This is a genomic window from Micromonospora sp. Utrum1, from assembly GCF_057197805.1.
Genome location: NZ_CM170071.1, coordinates 3464904 through 3488792, shown reverse-complemented (window position 1 = coordinate 3488792; position 23889 = coordinate 3464904). Strand labels below are relative to the sequence as shown.

The following is a 23889-nucleotide window of genomic DNA, read 5'->3' as shown; positions in this document are numbered from 1 at the left end:
TAGGTCGGGACCCTCTCCCCCTATCGCCGTAACGTCATGCGTCGAGGTTGGGGCTCTGCCTGCGGGCGATCAGCTGAGCGGTGACGCCGATGGTGACCATTCCCGCGCCTGCGCCGAAGAGCCACCACAGACGGGTGGAGTCGCCGCCGGTGACGGGAAGGATCGGGTCCGGGCTGCCGGTCGGGGGCCGTTCCGGGTCGCCGGTCGAGGAGGGCGCCGCGGTGGGTTGGGTCGGCGAGGGAGTGGGCTGCGTCGGCGTCGCGGTGGGGGTCGGCGACAAGCCGAGCGGCGCTCGCAGCGGGCTTCGGCCAAAATGACGGTGCCCGCCGGGATGTCCAGCAGCGGCCCGCCGACGACGGTGCCGGTCAGCCGCAGCGTGGCCTGCCGGCCTGTAGCCCAGGACCTGGCGCTCCCAACGGGGTCAGCGCTCCTTGGTTATCCGGCCGAATGCCTGACTGGCGCCGGGGCTCAAGCTGCTCCCGGCGCTGCTGGCCGCCGAACTGGTGCCCGATGCTGCCGAGACATATGCGCGTGAGCGGTTGCCCGTTCGCGTTCCGGGAGGAGTACTTCGCAGCGTCGAAAGGCCTGGTGTCCTATGTGTGCGAGCTACCGCTATCGAGCGACGACCTGCCCAAGATGATGCGGAGTCCACGCGTGGCGTCGGCCGTCAAGCGGGCGATCGCCGATGACGCAGAGTTCGTACACGGCCGGTTGTCCAAGGAGGGCGTGATCGCGATCTGCGAGTGGGCGGCCAAGGGTAATAACGTCTCGGTGGAGCTGCTGGTCAAGCTCAGCGAAGCCGCAGCGCCCGCTGAGCACATCCTGAGTTTGCTGGAACCCCACCTCGCTAACATCGAGCTGCCGGTGTTGGACGAGATTCTTCTGGCGCTCGGCGACGAGTACGAACCGCTCACCAGGGTCGGTCGTCACCGCCCTAAGTTGAAGGAACGCGACGGGACCGAAGAGCTGCTCAATGAGCTCAAGCGCCGCGGCCGGGTCGGTTCGTTCAGCCGAGGGTTGCTCCCTGGCCTACGGGTCAACATGCGTCATTGACACCCACTTACGGTTCGCCCGCCGAGGCACAAGGTCAGGTTCATGACGAGCTGTACGCGTCCGCGACGGCTCCTGACTCGGACGTCCGTGTTCGTATGCGTTGCCCCCGATGCGCACAGGACGGTGCTGGCACGGCGAGTCCGGGACGCGGTGACGACTCACCGGCAGCAAGCGGAGCCACCGGAAGCGCCGGTGAAGATCTTGTTGTAGGCGCTTCGGATGGTTCCGGGCTCACCCGTGGCGGTTCGAAGTCCGCAAAGATCGGGGCGGGTGGCGGATTTGGTTGGCCGACGTGCCGCAGTGGTGCGGTCTGCACGTCAGGGCAGATCTCTGCCAGTAGAAGCGCGGGGTCATCGCACATATGTACGATAACCCCGTGACGCGGGAGCTGGTCTGCGCGGACCTGACACCGCCGCGCCGGACGACCGCCCCAGTAGCCGATGTGGCCGCCGACGTCTGAGACTGGGCGGCCGGCTGCCGACAAAACGGCCCGCCTTGTTCCCCAGATGCGGAGTGAGGCCGGTCCAGCCGGGCGGCAGCGCATCCACATCCACCAGCGCCTGTCTCGTGGTACGACTGCTCCATAGGCAGAACCGGCGGAAACGAGCTGATCGATGACAAGCAGGCAAGGCCGGCTGCGGCGGAGGCCCGAGCAACCGAAGGCGACATTCCTGGAACTGCTGTTCGACGTGGTGTTCGTTCTCGCGCTCGCACAGCTCTCGGCTCTGCTGGAAGAGAATACGAGCTGGACGGCGCAGTCCAGGCGCTGATCTTGCTGCTTCCCCTGTCGGCGGTCTGGGCCGTTACCGCGGAGGTTTGCGATAAGTTCGACCCGCAACAACCGTCGATACAGCTGCTGGTCCTCGGAGCACTGCTCGGCACCCTGGTGATGGCCGCCGCGGCGCCTGAAGCGTTCGGCGAACGAGGCCTTTACTTCGCCGGCGCGTACCTCGCCATCCAGCTCGGTGCCTCCGGCATCCTCGTACTTCTGCTGCGTGGCAGCGAGATGCAGCGCCCTGAGGCGCGAGAAGCCGTCTGGTTCGGCGCGTCCGCAGTGCCGTGGATCGCGGGCGCGCTTATGGATGGTTGGGCCCGTGGGGTGCTGTGGGCACTGGCGGTGGCCGTCGAATTCGTCGCTGCCGGTCTCCGCCTACCAATACGACGGCTGGGCCGGGCGCGTGTGACGGAGTACGAGTACTCCGGTGAGCACCTCATCGACCGGTGCCGGCAATTCTTCACCATCGCGCTCGGCGAGCTGATCCTGGTTAGCGGGCTGACGCTCCACCAGAGCGGGTCTCAGGTTGCCAACTTCGCAGCGGTATTGGCAGCGTTCGCCACCACGGTGCTGCTATGGCGCATCTACTTCTACAGTGGCGGGGATCTGCAATCGAAGGCGTCGACGGTCCTCGCAGAAGCCTTCGGACCGGTTCACGGACGCCCAGTGGTTTTCGCCCACCCGGTCTTGGTCGCCGCCGTCATTGCGATTTCGGTCAGCTACAAATTCGTGATTTCGGATCCGCTCGGACGCACACCGCTCGCCTGGATCGTACTCATCGTCGGCGGACCCGCGCTGTTCCTCACCAGGCCCGCCTTCTTGGAGTACGCCGTCTCCAGCCGCTTGTCCTGGGATCGGCCGATCGGAATCCTCGGGCTCGCCGTCATCTCACCGGCGATGATCCTGGTGCCGCCGCTCGGGGCCGCGATCGCCGCTGCCCTCGTCCTGGCCGGGGTCGCCTTGCTCGACACCGTGCGTCGGTCACGACGCCGACCACAGCGGGCAAGAGCCGGCTAGCCGGAAGCGCCACTCGCTGATTTGTCACCCAGGTTCCGATACCGATCTGTCACCCAGATCCCGACGGGACGGCCGGCTGCCGGCGAATGTCGGGTCCCAGGACCTGCGTGACAGATCAGTTTCGGGACGTGGGTGACACGTCCGGCTAGACGATCTTCGGATTTGGTTAGTGCATTTTGCGGGCCGCGTCGGGCCCCGGCGCCTCAGTCCTTGGTTTTAGAGCGCCTGCCGCCGCTCGACCACGCCTCCGCCAGTTGTAGCGGCGCAACAGTCGGACACCGAGGGCCAAGGCGAGAAGCGCCGCGGCGGCTCCCTTCCACTGACGCTCGAACACAGGCCGATGTTCGCCGAATGCCGCGTCGCCGGCCATGATGAGCCAGACCAGGCCGGCCACCCATCGCTCACCGCGCGACACCTCCGGTGGCTCGCCTCGACCAAGAAGAGCCACCAGCAACGCGGCAGCACTCACCGCCACGACGACTAGACGAGTAGTTCCGAAGTCAGGGGTCGATGTCTGGGCATGAGGAGAGGGCATCCAGGATCATGTTGTGACGCAAGACCTGGATACCCTCTTGACTGAGGTTCCCCCCGGGATGTGGACACCGGGTTATGCCGCGATCTGGTGCAGCGTAGTGGATGTGAGGGTCTGTTCGTAGTCGGCGGGGCTGAGGTAGTCCAGCGCGGAGTGGCGGCGTCGGTGGTTGTAGAAGGCGATCCACCGGAATACGTCGCGGCGGGCGTCGGCCTCGGTTGCCCACCGTCGGTGGTCGACGTCCAACTCTCGTTTGAGGGTGGCGAAGAACGCCTCGGCCAGGGCGTTGTCGTACGACGAGCCGATCCGCCCCATCGAGCGGCGGACACCGTGGCGGCGGCAGGCGTCGGCGAAGGCGCCGCTGCCGTATTGGGCGCCCCTGTCCGAGTGGAAGATCACGTCGTCGACCCGGCCGCCGCGGGCGGCGACCGCGGCGTCCAGGGCGTCGATGACCAGGGCGGTGCGCATGTGGGTGTTGATCGACCAGCCGATCAGCCGTCGGGTGGCGATGTCGATGACCGTGGCCAGATACAACCAGCCGGCACCGACGCGCAGATCGGTGATGTCTCCGCACCACCGCTGATCCGGAGCGGCGGCGGTGAAGCCCCGGCCGATCAGGTCCGGCGCCGGCGGAACGGCCGGATCCGGGATCGTGGTCCGCTTGCGGCGGCGCAGATGCCGACCCACGACGTCCCGCTGCCGCATGATCCGCTCGACCCGCTTGCGGTTGACCCGCACACCCTGGCAGCGCAACTCGACGGTCACCCGCGGCGACCCGTAGGTGCCACCGGAGTCGGCGTGGACCCTGATGATCTGCTCGGCGAGGGCGTCCTCGTCGGCGGCGCGAGCCTGCCGGGCCGCCTCGCTGGCTGCCCAGCGGTAGAACCCGGAGCGGGAAACCGCCAGGACCCGGCACAGCCGCTTGACGCCGAAGCCGGCGCGGTGGGTGGAGATGAACCGGAAGCGGCTGGTCACCGATCCATCTCCTTCGCGAAATAGGCGGCTGCCTTGCGCAGGATCTCCTTCTCCTGCCGCAACTCCGCGACCTCACGCCGCAACCGGGCGATCTCGGCGTCCTTGTCGGCCACCGACAGCCCGTCCCCACCCGAGGCGGTCGCAGACGCCCCCGTCCGGCGTTCGGCAGCGCGGACCCAGTTCCGCAGCGTCTCGTGACTCATCCCGAGCTCACGCGCGACCTGATTGACCGGCCGCTGCGACGAGCGGACCAGGTCAACCGCGTCACGCCGGAACTCTTCCGTGTACTTCGATGGACGCCCCAACGGGGACACCCCTTCCTCTGGACCAGCGTCCAGTCTCAGGGTGTCCACATCTCAGGGGGAAGCCCAGCAGGAGCGGTAGTCACCACGGAGGTGACTACCGCAGTACGCCACATCAGGTGAGGACTTTTAGGAACTCTGCCTCGTCGAGCTGGTCAACCCGGTCATGCTGCACTTGGGGCCCGCGCCAACGCAGAGGCTTGTTGCGCTCGGGGCATAGCGGGGTCAAGGGGGGATCGATATGACGCAGGGAGAAAAGCGGCGCATGCGTCGGCGCCAGTTGGTTGCCTGCATCGCCGGGACCGTTGGTGCCACGGCGGGCGCCGCCACGTGGGCGGGCTTCGCCTTCGGCCACCGGACTGAGGGGGCGGTGTGGCCTTATGAGTGAAAACAATTTCTCGGTGCCTATCAAGTCGCGCATTCCGGCAAACTTCGATGACAAGGCTTTCATCCACGTACGGCGGCTTGCGTCTGGCCCCTTCGAGGACGCCAACGCGCGCCCGCAGGTTGTCATGGTGGCTGGCAGGACAACCCCCGCGCTCGTATCGCTGGACCTACAGAGCGAGGTTGCAGGAGGGAAATTCAGCTGGGCGAGGGCGATCGCGGAGGCTGGCATTGATGTGTGGATCATGGAAGTGCAGGGCATGGGAAAATCCTCTCGCCCGGACGTAATGAACAATAAATGCAATATCCTGCCGTCCCAACAGGGCCTCATCTTCGACAAGGCAAGCCAGTGCGCGCCGGAGTATCCGATGCACCTCGGTCACTCAGAATCCGAGTGGCACGAACTCAATGAAGTTGTTAAGCATGTCCAAGGAGTGACCGGACAGTTCAAGGTCATACTCATCGGCTACTCGGCAGGGGCCTACGTGGTTGGACCGTACGCGATGCAGAATCCTTCGAAGGTAAGGGGCCTTCTCCTGTTCGCACCGATCTTCCCGCCCGGCGGCCCGCCAAGTCCAACGTCAATCGCGGTCAAGCCTACGCAGTTCGGCCCGTTGTTGATTCCGCCGGTATCCAGCCCGAAGGGCTTCTACGGCGCGCCCATGGGAATCGTGACCAAGGAGACAATGCCCAAACCACGCCTCAGTCCGTTGCCGGCCACCGATCCAACCATCCCCTCACTGCCAATCGACAGGCGTCTACGGCAACAGGCCGAACTCATTGAAGATATATGGCAAGCATATATGGACAGCGAAACCGGCACCTTCGAAACAGGCACCTCGATGGAGGTTTCCCGGCATCCGACCCGGTTCTGGTGGGGCTGGAACGATGCCCTTGTGAAGGCGAACCCGAATCTCGGGAACGACATACCAGTCCTCATCATCAACGGGCTAGATGACGATCAGGCGAATCAAAAGCCAGAGGCCAAGAATGACGGCCGGGGCCGCTTCTGGGTGCCAGATCTTTACGACGCGATCTCCGGACACCGCAAGTTGATGTACGATATTGAACAGGCCGGGCATGTATCTCAATGGGAAGAACCACACCGCCACAGACTGCACAAGCTATCCATTGATTGGCTTACAGCCTACGTGGGCTACGGCAACGACGTCACTCCAGGGCCGCGAGACTTCCCCTTTGAGGGGACGGGACGATTTTTCGTCCCATTTGGCGGGGCGGCACCGAAACCATGGAATGGCCATATCGTGCCCTCTCTACCGCTGCGGCGGCCGCCCGGAGGATAGGGGAGCTCCTGGGTCAGTGCATCGCGTAGGACGGACTGGACCGGGCCGGAGCCACTGCGGTATGTGCAGGTTGAGCCCGACACCGCTGTGGCCGACCGACATCACCGCCCATGAGCAAGATCGCCAAGCGGCTAACACAGCGGCTACCTCGATGTCTTTACCGCAGGTCGGCGGCGATCCGGTCGGCGCCGGCAGTCAGGGCGTCATAGCCGCCGCCGGTTAGCTTGCCGCCGCGTCGCAGCTCGTCAGCTTCTCGCGCAGCTTCTTGAGCTGTTCCTCGGCCTGGTCGGGGTCGCTCTCGGCGATCTCCTTCGCGATCGCGTCCACCTTGGTGTGCAGGTCCCTCGCGGCATCCGGGTTCAACCGGCCGGCTTCCACCTGCTCCCGGATCGACCGGCGCATGCTAGCGATCGGGTGTGCGGGTGGGGTGGGGCTCGGCCTACGGGAGGTGGCCCGAGGGCTCGGTGTCGGGCTGACCGGATTGCGGGCAGCCGACGCGACGGCCCGCAGCGTCGGAGTGGCGGACGCGACGGTGAGCGGCACGGCCGGCACGCGGGGCGCCACGGCGGTGGTGGCCGATGCCGGCGGCTTGGTCGGTCCCCCGGTCGAGGTGTGGTCGTCGCGGTTGAGCAGCGTGACGCCGGTCAGGGCGAGCAGCGCGACGCCGGGCAGGGCCGCCGCCAGCAGCGCCGCGCGCCGATGCCGTGCCGGGCGGTGGTCCGGTCTGGGGGGTGCCCGGCTGACTGCGCGTCCGGCGTGGGCGGAAGAGCGATCACCGGCATGGACCGTCCCGGCCCGCCCGGGTCCGCTGGCGTGACCGGCACGAGAGGAACCGGCGTGCCGGCCCGGTGGCAGCAGGGCTGCGAGGCGGTCCCGGACCTCGGCCGCGCCGGGCGGCCGATCGGCAGGATCTTTGGCCAGCAGTTCGGCGACCAAGGCGTCCAGCTCGGCGGGTACGTCGGGCCGGCGCTCGCGCAGCGGCTGGGGTGGCTCGTTGACGTGCTGATGCAGCACGCCGAGCGGCTCGCCGACGAACGGCGGACGGCCGGCGAGCATGGCGTAGAGGGTGCAGCCCAGCCCGTACAGGTCGGCGCGGTGGTCCACCGGCCGGCGGAGGGCCTGCTCGGGAGACATGTACGAGCTGGTGCCGAGCTTGGTCGCCGGCTCGGTAAGGGTTTCTCCCCGTCCGCCCAAGGTAGGCGGGCGATGCCGAAGTCGCAGATCTTCACTGTGCCAGTGGCGGTGACGATCAGATTGCCCGGCTTCACGTCACGGTGCACCACCCCGGCCGCGTGCGCGGCGGCGATCCGTCCTGTCGCCCCACCCCGTCACTGTCGAGGACCAGGTCGTCAAACTTCCCGACGCCGGCCTGCCCGCGGTGCCCGATGTCGACGGCAAGACCCTGAAACGGATGGGCCGCGGTGCCCTTCAAGTCCACGTCGATGTCGGCGGCGGCCTGCGGCTGCTCACCTGCCACCTCAAGTGAAAGCTGCTGACCTATCCCGGGGACCGCCGCTACCCGAAGAACGAAGACGAGCGAGCCAGCGGCGCTGGCTACGCCCTGGTGCGGCGGGCCGCGGAAGCCGTCGCCGTCCGCGTCCAGCTCAATAAGGTCATGACTGCGTCCGCCACCGACGGCGAACCCGGCGTACCCACCATCCTCTGCGGGGACCTCAACGACGGACCCGACGCCGTCACCACCACCCTGCTCATCGGCCCCAGCGACGGAGATATCGACCGGCCCGACAAGGGAGATCCCGTCCGGCTGTACAACCTCGCCCCGCTCCTGCCGACGGGGCGGGCGTACTCACGGATCTATCAAGGACGAGGCGAGCTCATCGACCACATCCTCGTCTCCCGCGACCTGCGCCTACGAGTCGCCAGCGTCGACAGCCTCGTCGACGACATCGGCTCGATCACCGAATGCACCGACACGCTACGTCCCGCCACGGTCCCTGACCACGCCCCCGTCATCGCTCGCTTCCACGCCTGAGCACCACCGACAACTCGCTAACAGCGGTTGGGCAAGGGCCGTGGGGTCCGCTGAGGTCGACCGGGTTCGGGTCGGAGCCGCGGCCCCCGCCGCGCTCAGTCAGGGGGCCCAGATGTCTTGTTGCCCGGCGGAGCGGGTGTTCCGTGGACAGTTGCGCACCATGAACTATTGCTCGCGCGGTGCGACATGATGATTTCATAAGGCAAGTCCGGCTATATGGGAATCCGTCGCTTCGCCCTCCAGCCGCAACAGATCCGCTAATCGGCATTGGTGCTCGAAAGTCACGTGACCGAGTTGCTGGAACAGCCGCTTTGGCAGCGGGAAGGCCGGCGGACCCGTTGCAGGGCAAGGGGTTTGCTGGCTCTCCCGCCGCGTGACCGAAAACGGCGTTGTGCCAGATGCTGACTCCGACTGTCGTTCCTCTTTTTTTGTGTCAGATGGGCCTTGACCTCCGCCGATAGCAGGACCACCCTGACCTGCGTCCGGGCACTAGGCCCGGAAAGAATAGCGATTGGACGGCAACCACGCCACCGACAATCGCTACTACGCGTGCGCCGAACACTCGACACATCTGTGAACGCCAGGCCAAAATCCTGCACCAGATGTCGAAGCCGACGCTCAAGCACAAGACCACGGACAACCAGACCAACGGCAGCTTCGTGGTGGACGAAAGAGGGCGAGAGCATGCCCCCTTGAACATCGGAATTTGTTCCTTGGAGCCGACATGAGGAATCTACGCATCGGGCTCACCATCCTGACGACCACCACTGTGACGTTCGTGGGAATCCACGCCGTCCCCGCGGCCGCCACCGCGCCCACCACCACCCGGGTCAGCGTCTCCAGCAGCGGGACGCAGGGCAACGGCCACAGCGGAGGCCGCGGGATCAGCTCCGACGGGCGCTGGGTGGCCTTCGCGTCGGAGGCCACCAACCTGGTCCCCGGCGACACCAACGGCCGCTCGGACATCTTCGTCCGTGACCGGGCCACCGGCACCACCGAACGGGTCAGCGTCGCGACCGGCGGCGCCCAGTCGACCGGCGCCCAATACACCGTCAACAGCAACGACCCGGTCATCAGCGCCGACGGCCGCTACGTCGCCTTCGTATCGGACGCCGACAACCTCGTGCCGGGCGACACCAACTTCTCCGACGACGTCTTCCTCCGCGACCGCGTCGCCGGAACCACCACCCGGATCAGCGTCTCCACCGCCGGCGCCGAGGGCGACTACCCCAGCTACGAGCCGACGATCAGCGGCGACGGACGCTACGTCGCGTACACCTCGTGGGCGACGAACCTGGTACCGGGCGACGAGAACTGGTCGCCGGACATCATGCTGTGGGACCGTGTCGCCGCGACCACGACCCGGATCAGCGTCTCCACCACGGGCGGCGACACCTATGGGGAGAGCCGCCAGCCGGCCATCACCCCCGATGGCCGCTACGTCGCGTTCACCTCGACGGCGTTCAACATGACGACGCCGTTCACCTACAACGGATCTGAGATCTTCGTCCGCGACCTCGCCACCGCCACCACCAGCGCGTTGAGCTACGCCACCAACGGCGCCGAAGCGAACAGCGACAGCTACCACCCCGCGATCAGCGCTAACGGCCGCTACGTCTCCTACTACTCGTACGCCACCAACCTGGTGGCCGGCGACACCAACGGCCGCTACGACATCTTCCTCCGAGACCGCGTCGCCGCCACCACGACGAGGATCAGTGTCGCGACCGGCGGCGCCCAAGCGAACATGGACAGCTATAACTCGGCGATCAGCGCGGACGGCCGCTACGTCGTCTTCGACTCGGGAGCAACAAACCTGGTAGCCGGCGACACCAACGGGTACCTGTGGGACGTCTACCTGCGGGATCGCGTAGCCGGCACCACCACCCGCGTCAGCGTCTCCACCGCCGGAACCCAGGGCAACAGCCAGACCGGCGGCCCGTCGATCAGCGCCAACGGCAGACTCATCTTCTTCAGCGGAGTGGCGACCAACCTGGTGCCCAACGACACCAATAGCGCGAACGACGTTTTCCTCCGGGACCTCGGTACCTGACGACACGACCACGGCACCGCCCTGCGGTACCAGCGAGGGTGCGCCGCCCAGGCGGCGGCGCACCCTACCGCCCGGAACGCCCCGGAGCTGTTCGGCGGCCCGCACGCGGATCGGATTCGGGAGCGCCCCTCGCGCGACTGCTACCTGGTGCTCATGGACGCCCCGCGTTCAAGCCGCCACGGACTGCGCGGGGCCAGTGCGCCGACTGGCGCGGGATTTACCGGAACCAGGCAATAGCCCCGGAACGAGCACTAGCGTGGGCCTGGAGGGGCTCACTGCCTCTGGCCGGTACCAGCCATGTGGATCATGGGGGTGTCCATGCGCGGGCCGAAACGTGGTCCGGTCTGGGCGGCCCAGTTGTGGATACGCCAGCGCCGGCGCAGGTGGCGTACCCGACGGGAACGGCAGGCCGAGCGGAACCGCCGCCGACACACGGACCAGCGGCCCGACCACCGGATGAGCTGGCGGCACCACCGCGGGCTGCGGTGGGGGATCGTCGCCACCGCCGGGGCGCTCGTGGTGTGGACCGTCTTCTCCCTGGTTCTGGCGGTCCTCAACAGCGAGCCCGGTTTCCTACGGATGTCGAAGTGGTGTGCTGGGGACCAGCCGAGGTCGTACTACTGCGGGCAGGTGGAGGGCTTCGTCAAGGGCCCGCTCATCCTGGCGCTGGGCCTCGCGGTCTTCCTGTTCTGGCGATACGTCCCGGTCCGTCGCTGGTACGACCGCCACGCGCTGCGCAATCTTCGGATGGTGCTTCCCACCGCCGAACGCGACAGCAAAGCGAGCTACGTCGTGGGTCGGGACGAACTGTGCGAGCTGATTGTCCAGCGGCTCCGCGACGAGCACCGCCGGCGGCCGCTGCTGCTGGTGGGCGGCATCGGCACTGGCAAGACCGCGACCCTGGTGCGCCTCGCGGAGATGTTGATGGCCAGCGACGTCGTGCCGGTCGGGATCGACCTGCGCACCGTCACGGACCCGGCGAAGCTGAACTTCCATCAGCTCGCCCTAGAACAGTTCCAAAAGACCATCGACAGCCAGTTGCACGCCGCGGGCGAGGCCGACAAGGTGTGGCGGCGGCTGTGGCTGGAGAACCGGATCGTGGTGCTGGCCGATGGCCTGGAGGAGGTGCTCGCCGAATCCGGCCAGCCCGCCGATCGGGACAGCGTGCTCCGTGAGGCGGTGCGGGGCGCGGTTCGTGAGCGGCTCCCCTTGGTGGTCGCCTCGCGGCCGGACGATCCGCTGCGCGGGTTGGACGCGCTGCTGCTGCAACTGGAGCCGCTCTCCATCGGTGCCGCGTTGGAGTACGTGCAGACCGGCAGCCACCGTTCGGACGCTGGCCAGCAGTGGGAGCGGATCACCGAGCTGGTCAAGGCCGCCGACGTCGCCGACTCACCGTTCTACCTGCGGGTCATCAGCCAGCTGCACGAGGTGGACCGCCTGGACCGGGTCGGGCCGACGGATCTGGGCAGATCCGCCCTGCGTTGGTCGTTGCTGGAGGAGTGGTGGGCGGCCATCGTCGCCGGGGATCTGTACGAGGACTACGGCATGCCGCAGACCGAACGGACCGACGCGCTCGAGGTGCTCTCCGCGCTTGCCTGCATCGGGTTGCGCGACAACCGGCTGTCGGTGCGTACCACCGATCTCATGAGCGCCGACGGCGTGAAGGACGCTGCCCGGCGGTGGATTCTGGCCGAGCTCCGGGCCCGGCTGCACAAGCTCAGTGCCGACAACCCGCAGGACCTCGGGCTCGCCGAGACCACCGGGGAAGAGCTGAGCATCGTGGTGAAGCGGCAGGACGGGGTGCGTTTCCAGAATGGGGTGGTCCAGGCGTACCTCGGCTCGCGCTACCTCGCCGCGGCCCTGCGCGACGACGGCTTCCTGGAGCAGGCGTTCACCGAGAACCACGGCCCAGGACGGGAGCTGCTCGCCGCTCTCACCCTCTACACCCGCAGCGCGGGCGCATTCGAGCGGCTGGACGGGCGGTGCACGCCACCGGTGGCGCACGGAACCCTGCTATGGCTCCGCAATGCCCTCCGGCTGAGGGTGGGACCGTCGCCGAGCGCCCGCGACACGAGGACCACCCGGGACCGGTCCATTGCTGTCGTCCACCGGCTGTGTGCCGCGGCGACCGGGACACGCAACCGCACCCGAGCCCTGGAGCTGTTCGCGGCCGCGCTGGAGATGGACGCCGCCAGCGGACACACTGCGCACCGGAAACTGGCGGACGCGATCCTCGGCGCCTGGCCGAACTACCAGGGAGACGGCTCGGTCACCGACCGCCCGCTCGAGGACGCCAAGGTCGCCCTTGTGCACCGGTACGGCGACGCCGCCCGGCAACTACGGGACCGGCCCCCGGAACCCACTGGATCCCGGGGACAGCCGCCCACACCGCAGTACCGGCAGCTGTTCCAGATGATGGCGCACGAGACGTCGTACCTGCCCCGGCTGACCGCAGCCCGCCAGATCGCCAGCGGCGGCAACGCCGCGGTCCGCGCATTGCGCGACCTGCTCGACCAGCCGCCGGAGGCGGCCGACACCCAGGGCCGGGAGCGCTTGGAGGAACTGCGCACCTGGCTCGCCCCGCCCCTGTTCCTCTTCGCCGAGGCCGCCCACACCCCCGGCGAACCGGATTGGCAGGGCGTCGTCCAGGATATCCTGCGCCGCTGGGTCGACCGCCTGGCCTCCGACTTCAGGGAGGGGGCCCGCGTCTACGAGATCACCCTGGCGCAGGGGTTCCGGATGGCGGCCAACTGTCGCACGTACCCGGCGCACCGCAGTGTGCTGATCGAGGAAGCCGAGAAGGCGCTGCGGCACTCCCGGTTCTGGTACTCCCACCTTGTGCTCATCCAGGCGCTCACCCTGCTCGCTCTCCCCCGCGACCCAGGCGAAGCGTTGCGCGAGCGGGGTCACGGTTCGGACCCGCGCGGCCTGGTGGGCTTCTGGACCTCCATCGCCGGGGGCGGGCTCCTCGCCCCGCAGCCCGGCAGCGGTACGGCCCACCCCCTCGTCCTCGAGGTCGCGGACCTGTGCGTCGAGGCGCTCATCGACCGCCATCCCGAGCGGCATTGCTGGCTGGACGAGCGGGAGATCGTCGGGCGGATCGGCTCGGTCAGCCCTCAGCCGGGCGTCCGCCGGCACCAGGCGTCCTGGCTGCCGCCGTGGCACGGCTGGGCCGTCCTGGAACCGCGGGCTCAACGGCTGCTGGCCGACGTGATGCTGCTGCTCAACCTCGCCGACCGGGGACGGGACAACGATCAGCGGGCGCGCCGGCTCACCCGTGCCAGCCGGGCCGAGCTGCCCCCGTGCCTCACCATCGACCGCACCGCCATGCGGGTCAACCTGAGCCGCCGCCAAGCCCACGACGTACAGCCGGGCGCCACTTGCATCGACGACTGCCCGTTCCGGCTGTGCCCGCTGCCGCCGAAGGGAGACGAGCTGCCGTACCAGATGGACGAGGCCTTCTGCGCCCACCAAATCGACCTCGTCGGGCGCTCGCTCCGGTCGCCCGGGCGGGCGGACTGGCAGGCGGTAAACCGGCAGGATCTGCGGACGTTCTGGCGGGAGATGTCCGAGCGGATGGCCCCCGCCTGGCGGAAGTAGTCAGACAAAATTGCGGGCGGCGCGCTGCTCCGCAGCTGGCGGCAGGAGCAGTCGGCCCGGCGGCAAGCGGGCGCGACACTGGCTGGCCCCAACGCCTACCAACGCGCCTTCAGACAGCTCGCACAACCGTGCGGGCCACCTCGCTCAGGCATCAACCCCAGCATCGTGATGCTGTGGTTGTGCCCTGCGCGGCACACGCTTATCGCCGATGGCCGCGACGGGTCCCAGGCAGCAAAGACGCGAGTCGGCTCACCGCATCCCGAAGCTCCCGACCCGCTCCCCCGGCAGCGGCCAACCGGCTCACAGGCGACCGCAGCCGTCTTCAGCGCTGGACGGCGAAGCGGGCGGGCGGAAGACCGGCTACGCCGACGTCCGCGGTGAGCACGGCTCCGGACAGCTCGGCACCGTCCGACCGGGCGGTCGTGACGAACATCCACCGATAGCCAGGACCGCCGAACGACACGCTCGTGACCAGCGGCGCGGGCACGCACAGCGCGCGGTCCGGAGCGAGGTCCGGCGTATAGCGGAACAGCGTGCCAGATCCCCATGAGGCCACCCAGACTCCGCCGTCTGCGTCGACGGCAATCCCGTCGGGGTGCGCAACCCGCACGGCGTAAACGGATCGGCCGTGCTGCCCGTAGGCGGTGACCGTGTCGGCGAAGCTGTCAGCGTGGTAGAGGAGGCGCCCGTCCGGGCTGGTGTCGACGCCGTTGGACGCGCCCACCCGCCCGGCGAGGATGCGGTGGTTCAGATCGCCCTCCACCCGGTACAGGGCCGCGCGTTCGGCCCGGGTCCGGTCGATCGATCCGACGTAGAGGTTGCCGTCGCGTCCGCACACCGCGTCGTTCAGTGCCAGCTCCGGCGGCCCGGGTAGGCACAGCAGCGGTTGAAAGGCCCCGTCGCCGGGATCGAGGGTGCCAATGTCCCGCCCGGAGACGCCGAGCCATCCCCCGTCGGCCCGCGGCACCAGGGCGGTGACCGCCCGGCCACACGTCGCGGCGGACGCGGCGCCGGTGGCGGGATCGAGCGTCCAGAGCCGTCGGGCGTGGATGTCCACCAGGTGCAGGCGGGCGGATGGCTCGTCCCAGACCGGACACTCCCCCAGCTCACAGCGCAGGTCGCCCAGCACCGACCAGTCCGGTGTCACAGCCATCTTGCTCTCAGGTCAGGGCGGAGCCACGCCGCCGGTGAGGCGATGGAGAGGCCGCCGTCGACGGGCAGGACGACGCCGGTGATGAAGTCGGCCGCCGGCGAGGCGAGGAACGACACGGCGGCGGCCACGTCCTCGGGTCGGCCGACCCGCCGCAGTGGGTAACCTTCAGTGACCGAGGGCAGGTCCGCGTTCCCGATCATGCCGGGGGCGACCGCGTTGACGCGGAGGCCGGCGGGACCGTACTCGAGGGCGAGCTGACGGACGAGTCCCTCCACGCCCGCCTTCGCCGCCGCGTAGCCGGGCAGGCCGGGCGCGGCGAGGGTGGCGTTGACCGAGCTGACGGCGACGACCGCGCCGCCGCGAGGCAACAGTGGCAGGGCCGCGCGGACGACGTAGAACATCGAGCCGAGGGTCGCGTCGAGGGCCGCCCGCCACTGCGCGTCGGTGGTCTGCGCCGCCGCGGCGACGGGCATGACCGCGGCGGCGGGCACCACCACGTCGAGCCGGCCGAGGGTGCGGTGGGCCTCGGCGACGGCACCGGTCGCGGCCTCCGGGTCGGCGCAGTCGGCCACCAGCTCGCTGACGAAGGCCGGGTCGCTGTGCTGCTCGAGGGAGACGCCCACGACGCGATCGCCGGACGCGGTGAAGGCGCGGGCGATCGCGGTGCCGATCGGCGAGGAGGCGCCGACGACGAGGATGCCGCGTCCGCTCACCGGGCGAGTCCGAGGTCGGCGAGGATCGTGGTGAGCGAGTCGCGGCTGGCCGAGTCGAGCGGGCGGGCCGGCGAGCGCACGGTGGCGTCGGCGATGAGGCCACGCCGCACCAGCACCTCTTTGTGAACCGCCCAGGCGATGCCCTGCTGGAGGCCGAACAGGATCAGCGGCAGCAGTCGGGCGAACCCGGCGCGGGCATCGGCCCGCCTCCCGGCCTGCCAGTCCGCGAGCACCGGGCCGAGCAGGTCGGGGAACTCGCAGGCGGGCATGGTGCCGATCGCTCCGCGGGCGTACTCCTCCAGGCAGAACTGGGCGTTCTGGCCGCCGAGCACGGCGAACCGGTCGTCGGCGCGGGCGGCGACCACCGCGGCCACCTTGGGCGCGGTCGGCGGCGACTCCACCTTGACGGAGGTGACGCCGTCGAGCTTGCCGAGTTCGGCGATGAGGGCGGGCGGCATGGTGACGCCGGTGGCGCCGGGCGCGTCCTGGACCATGACCTCCACCCCGGCGGTGGTGGCCACGTCGCCGTAGAAGGTGAGCAGTTGGTCGGGGGTCGGCTTCACCATGAACGGGGGAAGCACCATCAGCGCGGACGCGCCGCCGGCCACCGCGACGCCGGCCTGTTCGATCGCGTTCACCGTCGACGTGCCGTTGATCCCGGCGACGACCGGGACCGCGCCGGCGACGACCTCGGTGACGGTGTCGAGGATCCGGGTCCGCTCCTCGGTGGTGAGCGCGAAGCCTTCGCTGGCCATGCCGAAGACGGCGACGCCGGTGACGCCGCTGGCGAGCTGGAACTCGGTGAGGCGGCGCAGGCTGGGCAGGTCGAGGGCGCCGTCGGGCCCGAACGGGGTGGCGAGGATCGGCACGAGGCCGTGCACGGTGTGAGGCACTCAGGACTCCTTGGCCAGGGCGCGAACCGTCTCGGCGTCGACGTCGACGCCGAGACCGGGTCCCGCGGGCAGGTCGAACGCGGCCGGGTGCACGGGCACCGGACCGGTGAGGATGCGGGATCCGACCTCGGTGGAGGTCGGCTGGTATTCGAACGCGGCGAGGTCGGCGACCGCCGCGGCGACGTGCAGGCCGGCGGCGAGGGAGACCCCCATGCCGACCGAGTGGTGTGGCGCGACGGGTACGTGCCGGGCGGCGCACAGCTCGGCGATCGCCATCGCCTCGGTGATCCCGGTGCGGGCCACGTCCGGCTGGGCGATTCGCATCGCCCGGGCGTCCAGCCACTGCGCGAACTCGTACCGGTTGCGCAGCGCCTCGCCCACCGCGACCGGCAGCGTGCCGCGGGCGGCCAGCTCGGCGTGCCCAGCGATGTCCTCCGGTGCCAGGGGCGCCTCGAGGAACCAGGCACCCTGCTCGGCGAGCCCTCGGGCCAGCGCGACGGCCTCATCCAGGCCGTACGCCCAGTGCCCGTCCACCGCTACCCGCAGGTCGGGGGCGGCGTCGCGGACGGCGTCGACGGTGGCGAGGTCGGCGGCGACGCCGTGGCCGAGGTGCAGCTTGACCGCCGTCGCGCCCCGGTCGGCCCAGTCCCGGGCCAGCGCCGCTCGTTGCGGGTCGGTCGGCCGGGGCAGCCCGGAGACGTACGTGGGCAGGCGATTCCGGAACGCACCACCGAGCAGCTGGGCGACACCGAGCCCGGTCAGCCGGCCGGTGAGGTCCCACAGCGCGATGTCGACGGCGGCGAGCGCGTCGGCCTGGTGGCCCACCAGGTGCCCGCGCTCGCGCATCAGGTCACGCAGCCGGTACCAGGCCGGACGGGGGGCGGTGGCGTCCATCCCGACCAGCACCGGCGAGAGCAGCAGGTCGACGATCGCGGCCGGCACCTCGGGCGCCACCGGCGCCAGGGCCTCGCCCCATCCCGTGGTGCCGTCGTCGGCGACGACCTCCACCAGCAACGTCTCGTACCGTGACGAGTACAGGCTGCGCCACGGCTCGCGGACCTCGTAGCCGCTACCGATGCTGCTGCCGTCCCGCTTCAGCCCCAGGTAGGCCTCGTCGGCGCGCACCTTCAGCACATGGGTGTGCACCTCACGGACCCGCATCACGCCTCCTTTCCGCAGGCCAGCCGTACCGGCTCGGACCGCCGGTCGCCGACCTGCACGACGTAGCTGAACGCGGCGGACAGGTCATCCACCGGCACCGTCCACTCGTTCGGGAGCACCGTGCGTTCGGCCCGCTGCCAGGTGGCACCGTCGTCGAGCGACCAGTGCAGGGTCGCCGGCTCGTGGCTGGCCGCCTGCACGTAGGCGTGGTAGCGACTGCCGTCCGGCTTGGGAATGAGGATCCCCCGCACCGGACCGACCGGGCCGTCGCCGAAGTGGTGCGCGCCGACCGGGGCGGCGGCGCGGTGCAGCGGTACGTCGAGGGGGCCCACGCCGTGGAGGACGACCGCGGTGATGCCGTGCCCGGAGACGTCGACGGTGAGCCGGTGGTTCACCATGCTCGCCTGCTCCGCGGCGCCACCGTCACGGATCACCGTCGCCTGGTACGGCACACCGGGGCGCATCGGCACCCGCGCCGCGTCGAGCGTCACGGTCACGGTGGTCGCGGTCGGGGCGGCGTTGGTGAGGCTGAGACACAGTCGGTCCCCGCCCTCGGCGGCGATCCAGTTGACCTGCTCCGAGTCCAGCCGCACCAGGCCCTTGGGCAGCCACAGCCACACGCCGTCCTCGCCGTGGAAGCGGCCGGGTGCGTGACCGTAGACGCGGTAGGCGAACCAGACGTAGTTCTGCTCGAGCTCGGCCGGGAAGCGGATCGCGCCGCCGGAGCGGGTCTCGTGCTCGGCGATCAGGTAGTCGATGGCCATACCGAGCTGGGCCGGCGCATGGTGGTAGTAGATGGTGGTGTTCCCGAACGGCCCGGTGTAGGGGAAGTCCGGGCGCAGGTGATGCACGGTGAACTGCCGGTAGTAGTAGCCGGGGTAGTTCGTGAACCGGCCCACCAGCGCGTTGTGCGCCACGTCGCGCAGCAGGTCGTCGCCGGTGTGCGCGGCGAGCCGGAGCAGGAACGGCGCCCACGCCGGGTTGAGGGTGAACCCGTTGAACCGGTACGTGTTCACCGCCTCGATGCTCAGCCCGGTCGGTGACACCTGCCAGGCCGGCACCTCCTCGTCGGGCGCATCGGTCGCCGGGTACGGGTACAGAGCGGCCGGGTCCCACCACCCGGTGAGTTCGATCTGCCGGTCGACGAAGAGCGGCCGCTGCGGCACGGTCACGGTGGCGTCCGGCACCGGTCGGGCGAAGACCATGGTCACGAACCGCTTCGCCTCGGCGTACGCGGCGTCCAGGTAGCGGCGCCCACCCGTCTCCTCGTACAACTCGAGCAGGTCCACCCAGGCGCGGCAGTAGTAGATCGCGAAGTCGTGCGGATCGGCCTCGCCGCCGTACGGCTGGTCGAGCTCGTCGGCGACGTACCGGTCGGCGGCCTCCTCGGCCTGCCGCCGCAGCTTCACGTCCCGGGTCATCCGGTACGCGGCCAGCGGGGCGCTCATCGGGCTGCGCTTGAGCCAGTAGTCCTGGGCGTCCAGGGCGGACAGCGCCAGGTCCCGCGCGGCGGTGAGCGTGCCGCGGGACAGCGTGTGCAGCGGGGCGAGCGCGGGGGCGCCGAACGGGGTCCCGCCGAGCGCGTTCTTCGTCGGGTCGCCGTAGACGGTGGCGTCCTCGCGCGGGGTCCAGCCGTAGCCGTTGCGGGACAGGTGGAACTCGATGGTGGGCAGGGCTCGCGTCTCGTACAGCTCGTCGTCGCCGGTGAGCTGGTACGCGCCGAGCAGCACGGACGTGGTGGTGGCTCGGACGGCCTGGTCGTTCTCGATGTCGATGAACCCCTTGGCGCGGCTCCACCAGCCGCTCGGCGAGCCCTGGTAGTCGACCCGGTCGTCGCCGGCCGGTCCGGCCTTCATCAGGTCGATGAGGTGGTGCACGGTGTCGGTGAGCGAGGCGTGGATGTTGCGCCGGTACGCGGTGTAGCCGTACTCGCCGCGCAGCAGGTGGCGGTAGGCGTCGTACAGCCCGGTGCGGGCGGCGTACACGCCGATGGTGAACCGGTACGGCTCGCCGGCGCGCAGGTCGGCCCGCCGCCCGTACTGCGGGGCGTAGAGGGTGGGCTGGACGCGGCCGTCGGGGGTGCGCAGGCTCATCCCGAACGGCTGGTCGTCGTCGCCATGAGCCGACTCGTACGCGAACGGCAGCTCGGCGGCAGGGGCGAACAGGCCGGTGGTGACGGGGCCGCGTTGCACCAGGCACATCGGGGCGAACAGCTCGTCGCGGCCGACGGAGGCCGGGCCGCCGATCATCCGGGCGTGCCGCAACGGCCCGCACAGCACCTCGTCGATGTCGTCCTCCGGCGCGGCGTCGAACGCTCGGTAGGCGACCACGAACCGGCCGTCGACCCGCGGGGTCAGCACGATGTCGACCAGAGGGTGCGGCCCGGCCATCCGCCAGGTGACCGTGAGGGTGAACAGCTCGCCGTCGCCGCGCAGCCGCACCGCGTCCCCGCCGAGCGGTTCGACCGCGTTGAACCACACGGGGTGCGCGTCGAGGGTGCGCTGGGGATCGCGTCGGCTGCCGCCGTCGCCGGACAGCACCAGCCATCGCTCACCGAGCGGCTCGCCGGCGCGTTCCCAGCCGTGCTCGCCCCGGATCAGCAGCTGCACGGCGTATCCGCAGCGGCCGTCGTTCCCGCGTACGGCGCTGACCTCGAGACGGTGGGCGGCGCCCTCCACGGCGGTGTACGGCTCGACCAGCGCGGCGGCCAGGTCGACCTCGGTGGCCGGACGTCCCGGGCCGGGTGTCGCGCGGGGACCGAGGTCGACCACCTCGACCGGGCCGAAGCCGGCCACGGTCGCGGTGGCCCCGATCCCGACGCCGCCCCCGTCCAACGGCTCGGGATCGGTGGCCGTCGCCGCGATGCGCCCGTCGACGGTGACGGTGATCCGGCCGTCGGCGACGGTGACCTCGACGGGCAGCCACCGGTCGAAGTCGAAGGCGCAGATGTCGTCGCTGAGCAGCTCGTCGCAGCCGTCGGCGTGCCGGAGCACCGACAGGTACCGCACGCCGGTGCGGACCCGCAGGCGGACCGCGTACCACTGCGCGGCGTCCGCGTGGACCCGCAGTTCGGCGGTGCTGACGTCGGCGCCGTGCCGCGGCTCGGGCAGGCGCACCGCGGTGCGGACGGCGTGGTTGCCGGTCATCGCCGCCACCGGCGCGCCGAGCAGGTGCCGGCCCTGCGGGTGGCCGTGACCGTCGAGTTCGACCGTGCGGTTGAAGGGTTCGATGGTCAGCGATGCATGCTCAGATGTCATAAAGGCACCCCAGCAACACGTCTCTGCAACTCGTATGCAATGGGCGGTTGACACGATGCAACATGAGGGCCACTCTGACACAGCGATGGATGGGACGTCCAGAAGGAGATGCCGGATGGCGAGTGATCAGGGCACCAACCAGAGCGTCGAGAAGGCGACCGCCGTGCTGAACGCCTTCCTCGCCGGCCAGCCCGCGCTGCGGGTCTCCGATGTCGCCCGTCACGCCGGCCTCGGCCAGTCGACCGCGTCCCGCCTGCTGGCCACACTGGAGGCCTGCGACCTCGTGCAACGCGACCAGGTCAGCGGCCTCTACCAGCTCGGCCCCGCGCTCATCACGATGGCCGGCGTGGCCCTCAACAGCCACCCGGTGCACCGCGAGGCCCGCCAGCGGGCGCAGAACCTCGCCGCCGAGCTCGGCCTCGGCGCCAACGTGGCCATCCGCACCGGCGCGACACTGTTCTACCTGTGCAACTTCGAGGGCACCCTCGCCCCGCGGTCGTTCGTCCTCATCGGTCAGCACAACCCGCTGCACGCCACGGGGATCGGCAAGTGCCTGCTCATCGGCACCGACCCGGAACAGCGCCGGACGCTCCTGCCCGACCTGCCCGCGTACACCCCGTCCACAATCACCGACCACGCCGCCCTGGACGAAGCCGTCGCCCGGGCCGCCCAACGCCGCTACGCCACCGAGGTCGAGGAGCTGGCGCTGGGCCGCGCCTGCATCGCTTCCCCGATCCTCGACCGCACCGGCGCCGTCTGCGCCGCGCTGTCGGTCTCCGGACCGCTCTCCGCGATCGCCCTGGACACCCGGGAGGCCGAGTTGTCTCGAATGGTCATCGAAGCCGCCGACGCCATCAGCACCGGCCTGGGCTACCTCGGCCCCGCCGACCGCGTCCCGACCCGTCTACAGGCCGTGCGATGAGCACCGAGACCGCCCGTCCCGGGACCACCGACCGCGTGCCGACGTCCCCGCCGGCCGGCGACCGGCCGCCGCGGCGGCTCGGCGACGGCGCGTTCGCCGCGCTGCTCATGCTGCCCGCCCTGGCGATGCTCGCCGCGATCGTTCTCTACCCGCTGGTCACCTCGCTGGTCACCGCGTTCTTCGAGCAGAGCCTGGTCGAGCCCGGCCGCACGTTCGTGGGCATGCAGAACATCACCGACCTGCTCGGCGGCGACTTCTGGCGGCTGCTGCGGCAGACCCTGGTCTTCACCGTCGGCGCCACCATCGCACCGTTCCTCGTCGGCCTGGCTCTCGCGCTCGCCCTGAACACCCGCATCCGCGGCCGCGCCACGCTCCGCGGCCTGCTGCTCATCCCGTGGCTGGTGCCCAGCGTCGTCGTGTCGTTCCTGTGGATGTGGATCTTCAACGCGAACTACGGCCTCGCCAACGGCGCGCTGGAGGCGCTCGGGCTGATCGACGCCCCGCAGGCCTGGCTGGCCAAGCCGGGCACCGCGATGACCGCGGTCATCGTCGCCAAGACCTGGGCCAGCTTCCCATGGATCATGGTGATGCTCCTCGCCGGACTGCAGACCGTACCCGTCGAGCTGCACGAGGCGGCCGAGACCGACGGCGCCGGCGCGATACAGCGGTTCTTCGCCGTCACCCTGCCGCACCTGCGCGGCATCATCGGCATCGTCCTGCTGCTGGAACTGATCTGGAACTTCCAGCACTTCGACCTGATCTACGTGATGACCGGCGGCGGCCCGGCCGGGGCCACCGAAACGTTCGCCACCGCGGTCTACGAGACCGCCTTCCAGGGCTTCGACCTCGGCCGCGCCGGCGCGCTCGGGCTGCTCTGGATGGTGCTGCTGCTCGCCATGGTCGCGATCTACGTCCGTCGGTCCGAGCGGGAGGGACAGCTGTGAGCAAGCGCTCCGCACGGGAGAGCCGCGGTTCCCGCGCCGCGGCGTGGACCGCCGTCGTCATCCTCGGCGGCTTCGGGCTGCTGCCGGTGTACTGGATGCTCGCCACCGCGTTCACCCCGGCCCAGCACACCTTCCGCTACCCGCCGTCGTTCTTCCCCACCGAGCTCACCCTGGACAACTTCGCCCGGCTCGCCGACGAACCCGACCTGGTCCGCTACCTGGTCAACAGCCTGATCGTCTCCGTCGTCACCGCGGTGCTGAGCGTCATCGTCTCCGCGAACATGGGCTACGCCTTCTCCAAGTTCCGCTTCCGTGGCCGGCGCAGCCTGATGTACTTGGTGCTGTCCTCGCAGATGTTCCCCCAGGCGCTGCTGCTGGTCACCCTGTACGCGTTGTTCAGCGCCTACCACCTGCTCGACACCTACACCGCGCTGGTGCTGTCGTTCACCACGTTCACGCTGCCGCTGTGCGTCTGGATGCTCAAGGGCTTCTTCGACACCATCCCCGACACCCTCGTCGAGGCCGCCCGCGTCGACGGCGCGTCCCGGCTGCGCACCATCCACTCGATCATCCTGCCGCTGTCCGCACCCGGCCTCATCGCGGCCGGACTGTTCGCGTTCGTGCGCGGCTGGAACGACTTCATCTTCGCCCTCACTCTGGCCGGACGCGAGAAGACAACGCTGCCACCCGGCCTGGTCAACGCGTTCCTCGGTGAGGCGACCGCGCAGTGGGCCGAACTCATGGCCGCGTCGCTGCTCGCGTCGCTGCCCGTCGTGGTCGCGTTCATCGCGCTCCAACGTTTCCTGGTCGGCGGCATCACCGCCGGCGCCATCAAGGGATAGCTCACCCCACCCGTCC

At 69.8% G+C, this 23889-nt stretch carries 18 protein-coding genes; 10 read left to right on the top strand and 8 right to left on the bottom strand.

Features of this window, described 5'->3' with window-relative positions; genetic code table 11:
* The first annotated feature begins 525 nt into the window (after nt 1–525).
* The 3 genes from AC0OLQ_RS16480 to AC0OLQ_RS16470 all read left to right on the top strand — a co-directional run bounded on the left by AC0OLQ_RS16480 (nt 526) and on the right by AC0OLQ_RS16470 (nt 2845).
* Nucleotides 526–1053 (top strand): hypothetical protein, encoded by a 528-nt coding sequence (locus tag AC0OLQ_RS16480; protein WP_484532065.1) that lies wholly within the window; start codon nt 526–528, stop codon nt 1051–1053.
* A gap of 614 nt (nt 1054–1667) precedes the next feature.
* Complete coding sequence (locus AC0OLQ_RS16475) at nt 1668–1823, top strand: hypothetical protein (RefSeq protein WP_484532064.1); 156 nt, start codon at nt 1668–1670, stop codon at nt 1821–1823.
* Nucleotides 1824–1825: 2 nt separating this feature from the next.
* Entirely contained in the window at nt 1826–2845 is a 1020-nt protein-coding gene (locus tag AC0OLQ_RS16470; RefSeq protein ID WP_484532063.1) for a low temperature requirement protein A, read from the top strand.
* A gap of 607 nt (nt 2846–3452) precedes the next feature.
* Here AC0OLQ_RS16470 and AC0OLQ_RS16465 read toward each other — a convergent pair.
* A protein-coding gene (locus AC0OLQ_RS16465; protein WP_484532062.1) for an IS3 family transposase occupies nt 3453–4657 on the bottom strand; the annotation gives its coding sequence in 2 pieces (ribosomal slippage) (nt 3453–4423 and nt 4423–4657; 1206 coding nt in all).
* 377 nt (nt 4658–5034) lie between these two features.
* On the opposite strand from AC0OLQ_RS16465, the gene AC0OLQ_RS16460 reads away from it, so the two are divergent.
* Nucleotides 5035–6342: an alpha/beta fold hydrolase gene (locus tag AC0OLQ_RS16460; RefSeq protein WP_484532061.1), complete on the top strand. Its 1308-nt coding sequence runs from the start codon at nt 5035–5037 to the stop codon at nt 6340–6342.
* 219 nt (nt 6343–6561) lie between these two features.
* Here the strand turns inward: AC0OLQ_RS16460 and AC0OLQ_RS16455 are convergent, their stop codons facing one another.
* Both AC0OLQ_RS16455 and AC0OLQ_RS16450 read right to left on the bottom strand, forming a co-directional pair.
* Nucleotides 6562–7536 (bottom strand): serine/threonine protein kinase, encoded by a 975-nt coding sequence (locus AC0OLQ_RS16455; protein ID WP_484532060.1) that lies wholly within the window; start codon nt 7534–7536, stop codon nt 6562–6564.
* Between the two features lie 70 nt (nt 7537–7606).
* A complete protein-coding gene (locus AC0OLQ_RS16450; protein WP_484532059.1) occupies nt 7607–7819 on the bottom strand; it encodes a hypothetical protein in 213 nt (70 codons plus the stop codon).
* Nucleotides 7820–7957: 138 nt separating this feature from the next.
* On the opposite strand from AC0OLQ_RS16450, the gene AC0OLQ_RS16445 reads away from it, so the two are divergent.
* The 3 genes from AC0OLQ_RS16445 to AC0OLQ_RS16435 all read left to right on the top strand — a co-directional run bounded on the left by AC0OLQ_RS16445 (nt 7958) and on the right by AC0OLQ_RS16435 (nt 13988).
* The gene (locus AC0OLQ_RS16445; RefSeq protein ID WP_484532058.1) at nt 7958–8335 is read left to right on the top strand and encodes an endonuclease/exonuclease/phosphatase family protein; all 378 of its coding nucleotides are present in this window, start codon (nt 7958–7960) and stop codon (nt 8333–8335) included.
* Between the two features lie 724 nt (nt 8336–9059).
* Entirely contained in the window at nt 9060–10388 is a 1329-nt protein-coding gene (locus tag AC0OLQ_RS16440; RefSeq protein WP_484532057.1) for a TolB family protein, read from the top strand.
* 318 nt (nt 10389–10706) lie between these two features.
* On the top strand, nt 10707–13988 hold the full coding sequence (locus AC0OLQ_RS16435; protein ID WP_484532056.1) for an NACHT domain-containing protein: 3282 nt from the start codon (nt 10707–10709) through the stop codon (nt 13986–13988).
* A 322-nt stretch (nt 13989–14310) separates the two neighbouring features.
* On the opposite strand, the gene AC0OLQ_RS16430 is transcribed toward AC0OLQ_RS16435, so the two are convergent.
* From AC0OLQ_RS16430 to AC0OLQ_RS16410, 5 genes are read right to left on the bottom strand one after another with little or no spacing between them, the layout of a single operon-like run.
* Nucleotides 14311–15117, bottom strand: a complete 807-nt coding sequence (locus tag AC0OLQ_RS16430; protein ID WP_484532055.1) for an SMP-30/gluconolactonase/LRE family protein — start codon at nt 15115–15117, stop codon at nt 14311–14313.
* 14 nt (nt 15118–15131) lie between these two features.
* Nucleotides 15132–15854, bottom strand: a complete 723-nt coding sequence (locus AC0OLQ_RS16425; protein WP_484532054.1) for an SDR family NAD(P)-dependent oxidoreductase — start codon at nt 15852–15854, stop codon at nt 15132–15134.
* Nucleotides 15851–16747: a dihydrodipicolinate synthase family protein gene (locus AC0OLQ_RS16420; RefSeq protein ID WP_484532053.1), complete on the bottom strand. Its 897-nt coding sequence runs from the start codon at nt 16745–16747 to the stop codon at nt 15851–15853. Before AC0OLQ_RS16420 ends, AC0OLQ_RS16425 begins: the two co-directional genes overlap by 4 nt.
* Complete coding sequence (locus AC0OLQ_RS16415; RefSeq protein ID WP_484532052.1) at nt 16748–17908, bottom strand: mandelate racemase/muconate lactonizing enzyme family protein; 1161 nt, start codon at nt 17906–17908, stop codon at nt 16748–16750.
* Nucleotides 17908–21165, bottom strand: a complete 3258-nt coding sequence (locus AC0OLQ_RS16410) for a YyaL domain-containing protein (protein WP_484532051.1) — start codon at nt 21163–21165, stop codon at nt 17908–17910. The genes AC0OLQ_RS16415 and AC0OLQ_RS16410 overlap by 1 nt, the downstream gene beginning before the upstream one ends.
* A gap of 115 nt (nt 21166–21280) precedes the next feature.
* On the opposite strand from AC0OLQ_RS16410, the gene AC0OLQ_RS16405 reads away from it, so the two are divergent.
* The 3 genes from AC0OLQ_RS16405 to AC0OLQ_RS16395 are packed head-to-tail and all read left to right on the top strand — an operon-like array spanning nt 21281 to nt 23873.
* Nucleotides 21281–22087 (top strand): IclR family transcriptional regulator, encoded by an 807-nt coding sequence (locus AC0OLQ_RS16405; protein ID WP_357333537.1) that lies wholly within the window; start codon nt 21281–21283, stop codon nt 22085–22087.
* Nucleotides 22084–23031 (top strand): carbohydrate ABC transporter permease, encoded by a 948-nt coding sequence (locus AC0OLQ_RS16400; RefSeq protein WP_484532050.1) that lies wholly within the window; start codon nt 22084–22086, stop codon nt 23029–23031. The genes AC0OLQ_RS16405 and AC0OLQ_RS16400 overlap by 4 nt, the downstream gene beginning before the upstream one ends.
* Complete coding sequence (locus AC0OLQ_RS16395) at nt 23028–23873, top strand: carbohydrate ABC transporter permease (protein WP_484532049.1); 846 nt, start codon at nt 23028–23030, stop codon at nt 23871–23873. Before AC0OLQ_RS16400 ends, AC0OLQ_RS16395 begins: the two co-directional genes overlap by 4 nt.
* The last annotated feature ends 16 nt before the right edge of the window (nt 23874–23889 follow it).

Coding starts and splice junctions, on each gene's coding strand:
- AC0OLQ_RS16480 (WP_484532065.1), top strand. CDS start 526: ATGCGCGTGAGCGGTTGCCCGTTCGCGTTCCGGGAGGAGTACTTCGCA.
- AC0OLQ_RS16475 (WP_484532064.1), top strand. CDS start 1,668: ATGACAAGCAGGCAAGGCCGGCTGCGGCGGAGGCCCGAGCAACCGAAG.
- AC0OLQ_RS16460 (WP_484532061.1), top strand. CDS start 5,035: ATGAGTGAAAACAATTTCTCGGTGCCTATCAAGTCGCGCATTCCGGCA.
- AC0OLQ_RS16445 (WP_484532058.1), top strand. CDS start 7,958: ATGACTGCGTCCGCCACCGACGGCGAACCCGGCGTACCCACCATCCTC.
- AC0OLQ_RS16440 (WP_484532057.1), top strand. CDS start 9,060: ATGAGGAATCTACGCATCGGGCTCACCATCCTGACGACCACCACTGTG.
- AC0OLQ_RS16435 (WP_484532056.1), top strand. CDS start 10,707: ATGCGCGGGCCGAAACGTGGTCCGGTCTGGGCGGCCCAGTTGTGGATA.
- AC0OLQ_RS16415 (WP_484532052.1), bottom strand. CDS start 17,908: ATGCGGGTCCGTGAGGTGCACACCCATGTGCTGAAGGTGCGCGCCGAC.
- AC0OLQ_RS16410 (WP_484532051.1), bottom strand. CDS start 21,165: ATGACATCTGAGCATGCATCGCTGACCATCGAACCCTTCAACCGCACG.
- AC0OLQ_RS16405 (WP_357333537.1), top strand. CDS start 21,281: ATGGCGAGTGATCAGGGCACCAACCAGAGCGTCGAGAAGGCGACCGCC.
- AC0OLQ_RS16400 (WP_484532050.1), top strand. CDS start 22,084: ATGAGCACCGAGACCGCCCGTCCCGGGACCACCGACCGCGTGCCGACG.